General features: G+C 58.9%; 10 protein-coding genes and 2 pseudogenes. 5 read left to right on the top strand and 7 right to left on the bottom strand.

The genetic code is table 11. From position 1 onward, the window contains the following. Positions 1–170: 170 nt before the first annotated feature. Positions 171–1,457 (bottom strand): IS256 family transposase, encoded by a 1,287-nt coding sequence (locus tag FFI94_RS31845; protein ID WP_138873888.1) that lies wholly within the window; start codon positions 1,455–1,457, stop codon positions 171–173. Positions 1,458–1,884: 427 nt separating this feature from the next. Beyond that, complete coding sequence (locus FFI94_RS31840; RefSeq protein WP_138873887.1) at positions 1,885–2,064, bottom strand: hypothetical protein; 180 nt, start codon at positions 2,062–2,064, stop codon at positions 1,885–1,887. A 485-nt stretch (positions 2,065–2,549) separates the two neighbouring features. Between FFI94_RS31840 and FFI94_RS34855 the strand changes: the two genes are divergently transcribed. The 5 genes and pseudogenes from FFI94_RS34855 to FFI94_RS31815 all read left to right on the top strand — a co-directional run bounded on the left by FFI94_RS34855 (position 2,550) and on the right by FFI94_RS31815 (position 7,915). After that, a complete protein-coding gene (locus FFI94_RS34855) occupies positions 2,550–2,813 on the top strand; it encodes a DDE-type integrase/transposase/recombinase (protein ID WP_185993477.1) in 264 nt (87 codons plus the stop codon). Positions 2,814–3,050: 237 nt separating this feature from the next. Then, positions 3,051–4,127, top strand: coding sequence for an IS110 family transposase (locus tag FFI94_RS31830; RefSeq protein ID WP_138868710.1), 1,077 nt, complete (start codon positions 3,051–3,053; stop codon positions 4,125–4,127). Between the two features lie 16 nt (positions 4,128–4,143). Continuing rightward, a pseudogene (locus FFI94_RS31825) lies at positions 4,144–4,347 on the top strand (IS3 family transposase); the annotation flags it as partial. Between the two features lie 536 nt (positions 4,348–4,883). Continuing rightward, positions 4,884–6,192, top strand: a pseudogene (locus tag FFI94_RS31820) (IS256 family transposase). 505 nt (positions 6,193–6,697) lie between these two features. Next, on the top strand, positions 6,698–7,915 hold the full coding sequence (locus FFI94_RS31815; protein WP_185993475.1) for a TetR/AcrR family transcriptional regulator: 1,218 nt from the start codon (positions 6,698–6,700) through the stop codon (positions 7,913–7,915). Between the two features lie 918 nt (positions 7,916–8,833). Here the strand turns inward: FFI94_RS31815 and FFI94_RS31810 are convergent. From FFI94_RS31810 to FFI94_RS31790, 5 genes are all read right to left on the bottom strand, one after another. Beyond that, complete coding sequence (locus FFI94_RS31810; protein ID WP_138873884.1) at positions 8,834–10,024, bottom strand: acetyl-CoA acetyltransferase; 1,191 nt, start codon at positions 10,022–10,024, stop codon at positions 8,834–8,836. Further along, positions 10,002–11,309, bottom strand: coding sequence for an OB-fold domain-containing protein (locus FFI94_RS31805; protein ID WP_260684558.1), 1,308 nt, complete (start codon positions 11,307–11,309; stop codon positions 10,002–10,004). Before FFI94_RS31805 ends, FFI94_RS31810 begins: the two co-directional genes overlap by 23 nt. Before the next feature lie 217 nt (positions 11,310–11,526). Beyond that, positions 11,527–12,297 (bottom strand): SDR family oxidoreductase, encoded by a 771-nt coding sequence (locus FFI94_RS31800; RefSeq protein ID WP_260684557.1) that lies wholly within the window; start codon positions 12,295–12,297, stop codon positions 11,527–11,529. 34 nt (positions 12,298–12,331) lie between these two features. Next, positions 12,332–13,477, bottom strand: a complete 1,146-nt coding sequence (locus FFI94_RS31795) for an acyl-CoA dehydrogenase family protein (protein WP_185993474.1) — start codon at positions 13,475–13,477, stop codon at positions 12,332–12,334. 267 nt (positions 13,478–13,744) lie between these two features. Beyond that, positions 13,745–14,977, bottom strand: a complete 1,233-nt coding sequence (locus tag FFI94_RS31790) for a TetR/AcrR family transcriptional regulator (protein WP_138873882.1) — start codon at positions 14,975–14,977, stop codon at positions 13,745–13,747. Positions 14,978–15,020: the final 43 nt, after the last annotated feature.

Below are 15,020 nucleotides of genomic sequence, written 5' to 3'. Positions count from 1 at the left end.
ATATCTCATCTGTAGCACATCGGGAAGTTCGGCAGAATTCCGCGGCCGCGCGTCGAGGCATCGGGTCAGTTGTCATATGGACTCAGCGGAAGTGGTTCCAGTCGGCCGTGAGGCCATGGTCAAGTCCAAATGCGTGGTGTGTGGGGACGGGCACTGCGTGATCTCCTCTTTCAGGCTGTCAGCGCTGCAAGGGTAGTCGAGTTGACCTCCTCGTCGATTGTGTTGTCGTCACCGGTTTCCGGGGCCACGATAGTCACCCTGGAGTGGGCAAGGACGTCCAGACCGAGGTATCGGCGGCCTTCAGTCCACTCATCGTGCTGCTCGGCAAGAACGGCTCCGACAAGCCGGATCAACGAGGTCCGGTCGGGGAAGATACCGACGACATCGGTCCGCCGACGAATTTCCTTGTTCAGTCGTTCCTGCGGATTGTTGGACCAGATCTGACGCCAAATCTCCTTCGGGAATGCGGTGAATGCGAGCAACTCGGCCCGTGCATCATCGAGGTGCGCCGCTACCTTCGGAAGCTTGTCCGACAAAGCATCGAGCATCCGATCATACTGTTCCTCAACACCTTTCCGGTCTGGTTGATCGTAGATCGAATGCAACATCGCCTTCACCCACGGCCACTGCGCTTTCGGAGTGATCGACATCAAGTTCACCGCGTAGTGCGTGCGACACCGTTGCCATGATGCACCGGGCAGGGTGGCACCGATCGACGCCACGAGACCGGCGTGGGCATCGGAGGTCACCAACTTGACGCCGCTCAGGCCGCGGGCGACCAAGCCACGGAAGAACGTCAACCAGCCGGCCTTGTCCTCACCGGAGGAGACGTCGATGCCGAGTATTTCGCGGTGCCCATCTTTGTTGATGCCGACCGCGATCAGGGCGTGCACGTTCATCACGCGCCCGTTTTCCCGAACTTTGAGTACCAGTGCATCGGAGGCGACGAACGTATACGGGCCTTGATCGAGTGGCCGGGTTCGGAACGATTCGACTTGCTCGTCGAGGTCGCGGGCCATGATCGACACCTGCGACTTCGACAAGCTGTTGATGCCCAACGACTCAACGAGCTTCTCCATCCGCCGCGTCGAAACCCCGAGCAGATAGCAGGTAGCGACCACCGACGTCAGGGCCCGCTCCGCGCGTTTACGGCGCTCGAGCAGCCAATCCGGAAAATAGGAGCCTTGCCGCAGCTTCGGAATGGAGACGTCGAGAGTTCCTGCACGGGTGTCGAGAGTTCCTGCACGGGTGTTGAAGTCGCGGTGGCGGTATCCGTTACGGGAGTTGACGCGGTCGTCGGTGCGTTCGCCGTAGCCGGCGCCGCAGAGGCTGTCCGCTTCGGCGCCCATCAGCGCGGTAATGAAGATTCCGAGCATCGAGCGCAGCAAATCGGGGCTTGCTCCAGCGAGTTGGTCGGACAGAAACTTTTCGGGGTCGATAAAGTTGTGATCGGTCATCGCGTGTTCCCTCTTCAGGTCGAGTTGGTAGCTCTCTTGAAGAATCACGCGGTGGCCGTCCTCATCCGGGTAGCGACACGCCCACGGTTTCAGGGCGACTGGTCGTACACCACTCTGCTGGACTCAACCGAGGCCATCCCATCTACAGAGAAGCGTGCGAGTTTATGACTGGACTGCCATGCAGGGACTTCGATAAACCATATTTCGGATATCGCGCCCTCGCTTGATATTGCCCACCGGCACCAGCCACAACTGATCAGTTCGTCGGCATCCTGAATCGGAACGGCGAGTCCGGGGACTTTGATGTTCCCCGAGTTTTCCGGAGTTCGTTTGTTTTACTTCAGGCATTGATGCACCCGAGAGAGGTTCACGATGCCCAGACGTTATCCGCCTTCAGTTCCGCCGGAAAGTCCTCGATCTGTTGAAGTCAGGACGCACGGTCGCCGAGGTCGCCGCAGGTCTCGATGTCACCGAACAGACCATCTACAACTGGCGTATCCAGGAGCTCATCGATACCGGTCAGAGGCCGGGGCTGAGCTCGATCGAGAGCGGAAGAACTCGCCGCCGCCCGTCGTCGTATCGCCGAGCTGGAGACCGAGCTCGCCATAGCCAAGCGCTCCACGGAATTGCTGAAGTCGGTGGCGGCCTAAAAAGGCGGTTCGAAACGATCGAGGTGATGGCCAAGGAAGGACTACCGGTACAGACCTCGTGCCGCATTCTGGAGGTGTCGGAGTCCGGTTTCTACGAGTGGCGCAATCGCCCACCCTCGGAACGCTCACTACGACATGCGTGGCTGACTCAGCTGATCACCGAGGTTCACACCGCCTCGCATGGCACCTACGGTGCCCGCCGGGTCCACGGAAGAACTCACCCTTGGCCGCGGCATTGCTGTTGGGCACGGCTGCATCGAAATGTTGATGAGAGCTGCTGGTGTGAAAGGACTTCCGGGAAACAAACGGGCACGTTCCAAGCATCAAACCCCCACCGCGAGCGATCTCGTGGACCGCAAGTTCACCCGCGACGAGCCGAACAAGCTGTGGGTCACGGATATCACCGAACATCCCACCCGCGAAGGTAAAATATATTGCGCTGTTGCCAAAGGATACGTTTTCGAGGCGAGTCGTCGGGTGGTCTATCGACAGCTCGCAGACAGCGACATTGGTGACGAACGCTCTGGGAATGGCCATTTCGAACAGGGGCCCGACCCCCGGCACACTCATTCACTCGGACCACGGAGTGCAATTCACATCGTGGGCATTCACCCGCCGGGCCCACGACTCGGGGTTGGTCCCGTCAATGGGATCGATCGGCGATTGCTACGACTGTCAGTCTGTTCCTGCCGGTCTATGCGCGTAGATTCGGCAAAGTCCCAGTTAGAGCGGCTTGACTCTTGTTACGAGTGACCCTTTCAGTGTCTTTGCGTTGATCTGTCAGCCCTCTAATTGGGCGCACGGCACTGGCATCACGCCCGATCTGACTTGATAAGGAGCCTGGAGGTCGGTTTGCGAGCGTCCCCGTGACAGTCCTGTCGATCAGGCCTGATGCCAGTGTGCAACCCATGGTAGATCGGATCGACGTTCCGGAGGAACCGTCATGGCCACCACCACAGCTGTAGATACTACGAAATCAGGCGATGTTGTTGTCGGGATCGACACCCACAAATACGTGCATGTCGGTGCGGTATTCGACACCACCGCCGGTTTGCTCTCGACCATCAGCGTTCCCGCCGACTCGCACGGATTTATCCAGTTACTCTCGTGGGCCGAGTCATTCGGACAGCCGATAGCCTTCGGAATCGAAGGGACCGGCTCCTACGGTGGTGCATTGACCTCGTTCATCCGACGTCGCGGCTACCGCGTCATCGAAGTTGCCCGACCGGATCGACGGATACGCCGACTGGTCGGAAAATCGGACACGATCGACGCCCAGAATGCGGCGAAAGCAGTGATGGCCGGGTTCGCTACCGCCGAACCGAAAACCGCCGACGGAACGGTCGAGATGATTCGCCAACTCAAAGTCGCACATGACACTGCCGTCAAGGCGCGTGCCACGACAATGGTGACGCTGAAAGCGATGCTGGTGCATGCACCGGAAGTATTACGCGCCGAAATGGCTGGGAAAACACAAATCACCTTGGCTCGTCACTGCGCAGCGTTGACCGTCGAGCATCTGGACAGTCCTGACGACTCGATGCAGATCACGCTGGCAACCCTCGCCCACCGGTGGCTCATGCTCGATCATGAAGCAGCTGAGTTGAACGAACATATCGAACGATTAGTGAAAACTACTGCACCACAACTCGTTCAATCATATGGAATCGGAACTGACACGGCAGCGGAGATTTTGATCGTGTTCGGTGACAACCCGGAGCGAATCAAGTCCGAAGCTGCATTGGCCAAGCTTGCCGGGATCAGTCCGATCCCTGCGTCCTCAGGGACGACGACCGGGAAATACCGGATCAACCACGGCGGTCATCGGCAGCTCAATGCCGCCATCTATCGAACAGTCATCGTACGCATGCGGTTTCACGAGCCCACCAAAATTTACGTCGCACGCCGCACCGCCGAAGGAAAGGCCAAAAGAGACATCATTCGCTGCCTGAAACGCTACGTCATCCGCGAGGTCTATCACCTCGTCAACAATCCCGTGACCAGTGCCAACGCGATTTGACAACTATAGGAGCATCAATGCCGTCATCGAATCTTTCTGGGGCAGAATGCAAACCGAACTCTTGAACAGGAAACGATGGAAAACGAGGATCGAACTGGCCAACGCCATGTTCGAGTACCTCGAGATCTTCCACAACCGCCAACGCCGGCACAGTGCCCTCGGGATGCTGACACCGATCGAGTTCGAGAACGTACACTTCACACGCCAACCCGTAGCCTGAAGTCAAATATGACGACTCCACGAAACTCGGGGAACATCACTCGCCAGTGCGATTCATCCTTACGCGCGGGGTTAATCATGGCGGGCGCCTTCTGACTGACTCTGCACCCGGTTTAGCCGCATTGGCACTCTCTGAGGGGAACTCAATCGCAAACTTGGGGCCCGGCCCATTAGGGAGTGAGTTCGGTGGTATCTTCTCAGCGGATGAGCAGATTTCGGGCAGACGCGACGGCGCTCACGACAATAGCTGCCGCCTGACAAATGAACACCCAATCGGTATGTATCAACGCCGCCGATACGCTGATCCAGGCTGTAGCGAACGATCCGCCGATCGCGTGGATATTGGTATCACACTGGTCGCCTCACCTATCTGAGTTGCAGGCGCGCTGGCAGCCACGTTGTTAGGCGCTCATCGAAGCCGAGAAATGATCAGAACTTGTGAATCACGTGAAAGCGTACCTTCCCGGAAGATGATCTGCACGGTATCGAAAATTCTGATCAAGACCAGCGCGCCAACGCTGGCGGGAAGGTACGCCCGTGCTCACGGTAGTACACGAGAACGGCCAGTCCAACAGACGACAGCGGGCGGTCGCTGCTCGACGAGATCGTCCGCGACGGCGCCCGGAAAATGCTTGCCGCAGCACTGCACGCGGAGGTTGCCGCCTACATCGAACAGTTCGCCGACCACCTCGATGAGAACGGTCGCCGCCTGGTGGTCCGCAACGGATACCACACAGAACGCGACGTCCTGACCGCCGCCGGCGCGGTCAACGTGAAAGCTCCCCGGGTCAACGACAAGCGTCTCGAACCGGAAACAGGTGAACGTCAACGGTTTTCGTCGGCGATTCTGCCGGCCTGGGTGCGCAAGTCCCCGCAGATGAACGAGGTCCTGCCACTGCTCTATCTCCACGGCCTCTCGACCAGCGACTTCGGGCCTGCATTGGAGCAATTCCTCGGAACCGGCGCAGGACTCTCACCGGCCTCGATCACCCGGCTGACGACTCAGTGGCAAGACGAAGCCAAGATTTTCCAGGATCGGGACCTCTCCGGAACCGACTTCGTGTACCTGCGGGTCGACGGGATCCACCTCAAGGTGAGGCTCGAGCAGGAGAAGCTGTGTCTGTTGGTGATGATCGGTGTCCGCGCGGACGGACGGAAGGAACTCGTCGCCCTCGCCGACGGCTACCGCGAGTCGACGGAGTCTTGGGCGGATCTGTTGCGCAGTTGTCGCCGGCGCGGCATGGCCGCTCCTGTCCTGGCGGTCGGCGACGGAGCCTTGGGGTTCTGGAAGGCATTGCGGGAGGTGTTCCCCGAAACCCGTGAACAACGGTGCTGGTTCCACAAGCAATCCAATGTTCTTGCCGCGCTGCCGAAATCTGCACACCCAGGCGCGCTCGCGGCGATGAAAGACATCTATATGGCGGAGGACATCGACAAAGCGCAACTGGCGATCAAGGCCTTTGAACTCGACTACATCGCGAAGTACCCGAAAGCAGTCGCCAAGATCACCGACGACATGGATGTACTGCTCGAATTCTACAAGTATCCGGCCGAGCATTGGGTGCATCTGCGCACCAGAAACCCCATCGAATCCACCTTCGCCACAGTGCGATTGAGAACCAAGGTAACCAAAGGACCCGGATCCCGTGCCGCCGGACTCGCCATGGCCTACAAGCTGATCGACGCCGCACAAGCGCGTTGGTGTGCGGTCAACGCACCACATCTGGTTGCGCTCGTGCGGGCCGGCGCGGCCTTCCACAAAGGCAAACTACTCGAACGACCCGCCGACATCACGCCGGAATCAACACCGGAACAAGAAGGTTCAACCGGAGCGGAGGTCGCCTGACTGATCCACAGGTCTTGATAATATCTCCAGCAGGCTTCGATAGGCTTTATCGAAGCCTGCATCCGGTCGCTGAACGTCGGCTCCATACTGTCGCCGGTCTCGATCGCTCGACGCGCCACTTCGTCAATGTAAGTGCTTGACTAAACTTGACATCCTCTTGATCGATCAAACGGGTCAACGTCGCGAGCTGTCAACCCTACTGCCGAGCCTAGATCGGCCTGAGTGGAGCTCGAATATCCGTCCAATGAAAACTGCGTCTCTTACAGACTGCAATTACTCGAAACTCCAAACCCGCACATACGCACTCCAAATCAGCTTGCCGACTCCGAAAATGAGTACCGCAACTAGCTAGTGATCGACACATCCTATTTCAACAATCGATCGCTTAGGCTGCGCTACGTAGGGTGTTCGCCGGCAGAGGTGTTTCACCGCGATGACACATCAATTGCCACTGCGCAAACGTACGAAAGAGCCAGCCCAGGCCCGCAACGAGAGGAGACACGCCATGAGCCGTCTCGACCGGGATGAGATCGTTCAGACTGCCGCGACACTTTTCGCGGCGCGCGGATACACAACGGTCTCGGTCGCCGACATCATCGATCAGTTGGGTTGCACTCCTCCCCGTTTGTACAGGCGTTTCCCAAGCAAACTAGCTCTGCTTCACGCAGTTCTCGCCGCCGCGATTACGCGGCAGGAGTGCACAGGCTGCGACCTGGACAAGTACATCGCTGCCGCACTCAAAGCCGCCGTTGACAGTCCAGATCTGGTGATCGTGTACGCCCGTGATCGCCGTTGGATTTCCCCCATCGAATTCGGCGACGTGGCGCGCCGCGCTACCGATCACGATACTGGTTGGCGCACCGCAATCATCGCCGTCGCGCCTAGCCTGACACCTTTCGCGGTTATGATCCGCCACCAGGCCATTAGCGCCATCATCGCAGCGTCTGCCGTGGCACCGCGCGTCGCCGGCGGCGCACGTCTTCGCGCCGCGTTCACGGTCGGAATGCACAACATGATCACTGCCCCATATACGACCGTGGACAGCGCACCCTCCCTGGCTCGCCGCTGGCATGTCCGGCCGACGCGCCGTCAGGAAATCCTCGATGCGGCAATCACTCTCTTCGGCGAACGCGGCTACGAAGATGTACGGGTTGACGACGTCGGTAAGGCAGTTGGCATCGCAGGTCCGTCTGTCTTCCAGCACTTCACAACCAAACAGCAGATCCTCGTGGCTGCATTCGACCGCGGGATCACTCAACTGATGATCGCGGCGAGTACTGCACTGGACAGCTCGAACAACGCCGAGGATGCCCTGCAGCGCCTGGTGTCGGGGCTCGCCGAGACCGCCGCGCGCAATCGGAATCTGCTCTCGGTGCTCGTTCGCGAGGCCGGAGGATTGGACGAACCAGACCGAGAACGCATCGGGCGGCTACGCCGGGACTACGACGACATCTGGGCAGCGGTCATCAGTCAGATCTGGGAAGAGCTCAACGCCGACACCGCGCAGGCCATCGCGCGAGCGGGAAGCGAGGCGGTCCTGAGCGGGCTCGGGTTTGCCGACTATCCGAGCGCTGCAGTGGATCTCGCAACCAGCACACTAACGTTCATCACCAGCACAGCAAGTACATTTGAAAACAGTTTGCAACGGCGGGTGCCGACGACCGCTCCGATCCAGACGCGTCCTATCCTGGACGTCGTCGAGTTGAATCAAAAAAAGTCGTAGTTTGCACTAGGTGAACTCAAACGAGCTTTCCTGTGCTTCGTGAGGCCGATCATCTCCGGATCCGTCGCTCCGATTCGATATTGGCCGTGAGCTCTTCTGCTGTAGCGATCGGTTGTTGCTCCGGTGCGCTGGATCTTTCTTGTAATCCCAGTTCGCCGTATTTGCGACACGGTCTATTCATGTGGAGGCGCATTGTCGAGAGATACCTATCCGGAGATGGCATGGGCGACCGCCCGCACGACTCGATCAGGCGGCAGCTTCCTTCGACCGCAAGTGGGGAATTGCGGTGTAGCTCTTTTATAGGTCACGAACAGGAGAGTAGCGACCCTTATCCCGCTGTGGAGGGCCACCTCCTCGACCAAGTCGCATGTCAGCAATGTGTACACGCCCCAGCACCTAGTTCGAGGCAATACAGCACGTGCCTGAGTGACCGATCGACTCTGAGTTAGTCGTTCCGTCGGCAAGCCCGTGTCCCTCGTGCAGTCTTACCTCGCGAAATCAATCATTACTAATGAATGACAGCAGCAATGAACTCATTCCAACAGCTGGCGAACTAGCCTGACAGGAAAAGGCTTGTAGATAGCTGCCACAGTATCTTCGGGGCTCGCAACCATTTCATCACTTAGAGAGGATCCTTCGCCAGAGTCTCGTCCCCCTTCCCGTTCATTCGGCATTCAAAGCAACCGCGGAGAGAACTGCAAATTCCGGTTGGCCGTTCCAGAATTCGGCTCACCTTTTCGAGACAGACTGGGGCCAAAGAACAAAAACGGCGTCAGTGCTGAATCACATTTGCACCGTGTCGTCCCCGGACAAATCACAAGACTCCGATCGCCCCATTCAGGCACGTCTTTGCCGCTTCACCAGGATTACCACCGGCAGGGCCCTGACTATTGCAACCAACTTCTGGAAGCGAGGGTATCAGCCAAGTCGCGAACCCACGATCGAGACGAATGACACTGCGTCACCTGGCGACCCGCCCAGATTATGCGTCAGCGCAAGGCCCCTGCCTGCGGTGTCGATCTGACGATCGCCCGCTTCACCACGGAGCTGGGTCCAACATTCGAACAACATCCGGAGTCCACTTGCACCGATCGGGTGCCCAAAACTTTTTAGCCCACCGTCCGGGTTGACCGGGAGATCACCGTGTAGGTCAAATGCGCCATCGATCGATTCCTTGCACGCCGACCCGCGCGATGTGAAGCCGAGATCTTCCATCAGTACCAGCTCCGTCGGTGTAAAGCAGTCGTGTACTTCGGCGAGCGCCAATTGAGTCCGGGGATCTGTGATCCCGGCTTGCCGATAGGCTTGCTGCGACGACTTGACGGCCTCCGGGAACGTGGTGTAGTCGTAGTCGCCGTCCACAGCCCCTGCGCCGTAACCGGAAGCCAGCGCAAGGGCTTTAACGTACAACGGTCGATCTGTGTACTTGTGCGCGTCCTCAGCCCGTACAACGATGGCCGCGGCCGCGCCGTCGGATACACCTGAACAGTCAAAAATGCCCAGTTCTCCAGCAACAATCGGTGCGTTCTCGATGACTTCCTTCGAGACTAGCTTCTGAAATTGAGCGCGCGGGTTCAGCGCCCCATTTGCATGGTTTTTCCACGCCACGTGAGTCATCGCCGCTCGGAACGTTTCGCGATCCACCTCGTACCGTTCTTGGTACGCAGGACCTAACAAGCTGAAGAGAGCAGGTGCTGATGTGGTGGGTCGTGTGCCATCATCTTGCGGTCGAGGTGACGGCAGGCCCGAAAAGCCGTTGTCTTTTAGCTTCTCGGCACCGACCGCCATCGCAACGTCGACTGCACCAGACGCTACTGCATAGCACGCGTTCCTGAAGGCATCTGATCCCGTCGCGCACATGTTTTCAACGCGGGTCACGGGCTTGCCGTCGAGTCGTAGCGGACGCGAAAGGGTAAGTCCGCTGATACCGGATACGTAGGTACCCATCCAGTATGCGTCCACGTCGTCCGCAGTGATTCCTGCCTGCGCCCAAGTATCGGTGACGACATCGACAATCAGGTCGTCGACAGACCTCCCGAAGTGTTCACCGAAAGTTGTGCATCCGACTCCGACGATTGCGACACGATCACTGATTGAATTCAGCGCCATTTCCATCTCCTTCTTGGGTTCCAGCATTGGCGTGCAACCGAATTGGGGACGCCTTCCAAAAATAGTTATGGATTCCATCGATCGTTACCAACCGACGGAATGTAAGAGCTACTTCGTCACCAACCGCGACCGTGGCGGGATCGACATCGGTAAGCTCAACCTGAACGCGACCACCGTTCTCAAGATCGAGTACCGCGCTGATCAAGGGCGGGCTTGGTGTGAACGCCAACCGATCCACTGTGTAGGTCACCACCCTCGCCCGCTGCCCGGCAGCCGATACCGCATCGAACGAATCGACGCCTCGGCATCGCAAGCATACGCGGGGAAGAGGGAACTGGACGGTGCCGCAGGTTCTGCAGCGGCCGCCACTGAACGCAAACTTGTACTCACGGTCGCGGGCCGAGAAGGGCGCTGACGGACGAACGGGATCGGGCCGACGTGGTAACTCACGCTCCACCAGGCCACGCCATAAAAGGTACGTGGGATATGTGACGGAGAGGCCGTTGCCAGCCGCAACCCGAACAGACGCTTTCCCATCGAGCAGTCGATCCGTCGTACGCAGCAGGAACGCATCTGCACCGTCGGCTAACGAAACCACCAGTAACAACTCGCCCGGCTTCGCTTGGTCCAGAGTGTCAGCGGTCACCAACCCCAACTGGGCCGCACCCGCGTTGCCAAACTTATTCACAAGATCGGTCGAGTCTGCACGACCTCCAGTGCGACGCTGCAGCGTTGCGGTGACGGACTTGACCGATCGCAAATTGTTACCAGCGACCGCGACCGCGGAAATGTCGCCCTGAGCAATACCTGAACTTTTCAGCAAGTCGTCAAACACCTTCTCGGCCAGTCCAACGTACTCACGCTCACCAAAGCGTTCCTCCCAGGTACCGGCACCCACTGTCCCGGGTGTGCGCCATCGATCAAGGAACTCTTCGCTAACAGACGATGTCGCGACAACGTGCGCCAGAATATCTTTGTCACCGAATAGGAAGGCGGCGGCGCCATCTGCACCCATACGTTCGTCACCGCTGCCAACGCGCCCTCCCCGGATATCAGAGAGCACCGCCATTCCTTGGTCGCGGCTCGCGGCCAGGAACGCGGCCGCGCCCGCCCTACTGTTTGCTCCAAGATCGAATGCCCCAATACTGCGGTCGAGACCAAGTGCAGCATGCACCGTAGTGGCGTTAGTCTTGTCCCAGTACGCTGGCTCTGACGTCGCGAACCAGATGCTCGCCGGCCTGGATCCGCCGTTCGGTAGGGCTCCCCGCGCCGCCTCGACCGCCATCGACGTAGTGTCTTCGTCATACCCAGCCACGACACGTTCACCACGCGCAACTTCGCCTACCGCGGCTGCGATCTCGTTACGACTCAGTCGGTACCGCGGAACGTAGACCGAGTACGCCGTGATGCCAACTGTCGGCGATCCGGTGGCAACGATGTCATTCATGGTGTGCCTCTCGAGGGAGTTGTCGAGTGATAGTTTGCGCATGGTTCACAGCCGGTCATCCAAAGCGTCCGCCAGATACATGGATGACCTCGCCGGTGAGGAAACCCGACGTCGGCGAAGCCAGGAAACGGACGGCCGCAGCCACATCAGCAGGCTGGCCAACACGCTTAATACTGTTGTCCCGCTTCGCCCTTTCCACGAGCGCGTCGTAGGTGTCCAATTCACGCAACGATGCGGTCTCGATCAATCCCGGGGCAATCGCATTGGCCGTGACCTCATGGCGACCGAATTCTTTGGCGACAGATCTCGTGAGGCCGATAACACCGGCTTTGGCCGCGGAATAGTTTGCCTGTCCGGGGTTTCCGTGCCATGCCCGCGATGCGACGGTGATGATTCGTCCGTAACGTCGCTTCGTCATCAATCGAGCCGCTGCGCGGATGCAATAGAATGTCCCTGTCAGACAGACATTGAGAACGTCGTCCCAGGCGTCGTCGGTCATGTCCAACAGACGGCCATCCCGTGGAAACCCGTGACTTGTCATCAAGATATCGAGGCGGCCGTGTGACCTCTCGATTTCCTCGACTGCTCTCTCCACCGATGCACTTTTCGTCACGTTAAGATCAATTGCTTGTGCCGACATCCCCTGTGCGATGGCATGATCGGCGGCAGCGGCAGCGGCCTCAAAAGACAGATCCGCGAACACAACGTGTGCACCGGATGCCGCGAGCCTTCGGCCAGCCTCACTTCCGAGCCCACCGCCACCTCCGGTCACCAACGCAACCTGACCGTCCAACTCGTTTGATGCCAAAGGGTCTCGGATACTCACTACAGGCCTTCCTATTCTTCGGGCAGCAAGCGCCTCACAGCGAGCGCGCGATGACTTCCTTCATGACTTCGTTTGCACCACCGTAGATACGTTGCACCCGAGCGTCCGCGTACATCCGCGCGATCGGATACTCACGCATATATCCGTAGCCACCAAACAGCTGAAGGCAACGGTCGATGACCTGGCATTGCATGTCCGTCAACCACAGCTTTGCCATGGCAGCGGTGGCCGAGTCGAGTTCGCCGCACAGGTGTTTCTCGATGCAAGAATCGATGAATGTCCGTGCGACCCGCGCAACCGTGGCACATTCGGCGAGCTCGAAACGTGTATTTTGCAGATCCAGCAGAGGTTTGCCGTAGAGTTCACGATCCTTTGCGTACTCGACCGTACGCTCTACCGCGAGTTCAATCGGAACCACCGCACCAACGCCGATGAACAATCGCTCCTGAGGCAGTTGTTGCATCAGCATCTTGAAGCCGGAACCTTCCTCGCCCAACCGATTCGACACCGGAACACGCACGTCCTGGAACGCGAGTTCCGCGGTATCGGCAGCATGCTGACCTATTTTGTCGAGCACACGTCCGCGTACAAATCCCGGGCAATCCCTGGTATCGACAACGATCAACGAGATACCCCTGCCGCGGGCAGTCGGATCGGTCTTCGCCGCAACTAGGATCAGATCGGCGCTGCCGCCGTTGGTGATGAAGGTCTTCGCCCCGTTGATGATGTACTCATCGCCGTCGCGCACCGCCGTTGTCTTGATTGCCTGCAGGTCCGACCCGGCGGAGGGCTCGGTCATCGCAATGGCAGCGATGGTCTCGCCGGAGACCATTCCAGGTAGCCAGCGAAGCTTCTGTTCTTCCGAGCCGTAACTCAAGAGGTAGCCGGCCACCACTCCACTGTGAACTGGGTTGCCCCAACCTTTGTCGATCGTGCGTGCCTGCTCTTCGGTGATCACGATGTGGTGAAGTATGTTTCCACCGGCGCCCCCGTAGACTTCAGGGACAGTGGGACACAGCAGCCCAAGGCTTCCCGCCTTCATCCAGAATTCTCGATCAACACCCTGTTGACGCTCCCATCGAGCGACATGCGGCATACCTTCCCGTAGAAAGAATTGGCGCGCGGTGTCGCGCAACAGCTTGAGCTCATCGGTCATCCACGGCGACACATGATCAGTCATCAAGACCCCTAAGAATTCGAAGAATCACTGCCGGGCGTAGCTCCGGACCGCCCGGAGCTCGTCTACCGACTCTCGGGAGCAGCCACCGCACTGACAGGCATGCTCTCGATAGCAGAATAGGCATTCGTAATACGGAATGTCAATATCCGTTCACGCAGTCGGGCGAATGTCGATATATTGCCAGTTGAGGCCTCAGTCGATGCGACAATCGACACATATTGTAGTTGACATGCGTTAACCCGTCAGCCTTGGCGGCCAGTCGCAGCGTTAACGACTGTTCACGTCGCGTGTGACTGCCAGCGCCAGAGTTCGCAGATCGCCCACCGTCGACGCGTGCTGTGCGAGGACATCACTCATGATGGATTCATTGATCATCGCGTACACCGCCCCCGCACGAAGTCGACCCTCTTGCGGAGACATTCCGGGACTCGCCCCCTGGATGACGTGTGCGAGCTCATCGATGTACATACGTTGCCGCTTTCGCCTCTCGGCGTGATAGACCTCCGAAAGGAAATGGACTTCGGTGGTGTGTACCGCCACCAGATCACGGCATTGTCCCGCAAGATCGGCATACATCGACACGATCTTCAGCACGGCCTGCTCTTCGTCGACCGACGACCGGAGAGCAGTGGCAATGCCGCTCGCGATCTGCTCGCCAACCCGATTGACTGCTGTTCCGAGCAGGTGTTCCTTACTATCGAAATGCCGCATGACCGCAGATGCGGTGATCCCCACCTCGGCTCCGATATCGTTGAGCGATACCGCCGTGAATCCGCGCGCCCGCATCAACTCGACCGCTGCCGCAAGTATCGCCTCCCGCCTCGTTACGTGAGTAAGGCGGCGCGGAGAATCCGAGCGTGCAGCCGACCCAGGCACCTTCCGTTGGGAGCTCAACGGAGTTGCGAGGATGACAGTGACCAGCGACGCTGCGAGCTCATCTCGAAACCGCGGCGTGGAAGACTTAGTCAGCCCGAAGTGAGTGAGAACTCCAGCGATACAACGCATTCTGAGGTGCTGCTGTGACGCTGCATCAACCGCGTTCTCGACAGCCGGCAAGAATCGATCCCAACCGGCGGAGAGCTTCGACCTCTCGGTTGCGACTTGCTCGAGGAACTGCGATTCGAGGTTGCCCACTTGCCTCAAATAGACAACGAGACCGTCAGGATCGCGCAACCCGACCGCGATGGCGCTGCTCAGGACCCTGTCCCCTTGAGGAACCGGCACCCCTCGGGCCGCCCGCTTCACACCTACAGATACAAGTCGCGTCTGCGATTCGAACTCAAGACGCAGTTGCTCCAGATACCCGATCAATACGGCTGCAAGCAGCGCCTGCTTACTCGGGAAATAGCGGTAGACCGCAGGGCCACTGACACCAACCGCAGCGCCAATGTCATCAATGCCGACCTGAGCGAAGCCGCGCTGACGGAACAGTCGACTTGCCGCGATGCGGATCTCCGCTCGCCGCGCATCGATACGTTCACCGGCGGTAGACCTGGTCACAGCAACCTTTCACCCTGAGAGCTCATCCGGCAATCGTACCGGC

Source organism: Rhodococcus sp. KBS0724, assembly GCF_005938745.2.
Classification (GTDB): domain Bacteria; phylum Actinomycetota; class Actinomycetes; order Mycobacteriales; family Mycobacteriaceae; genus Rhodococcus_F.
Note: the sequence above shows the minus strand (reverse complement) of the source record. Positions and strands in the feature narration are given on the sequence as shown.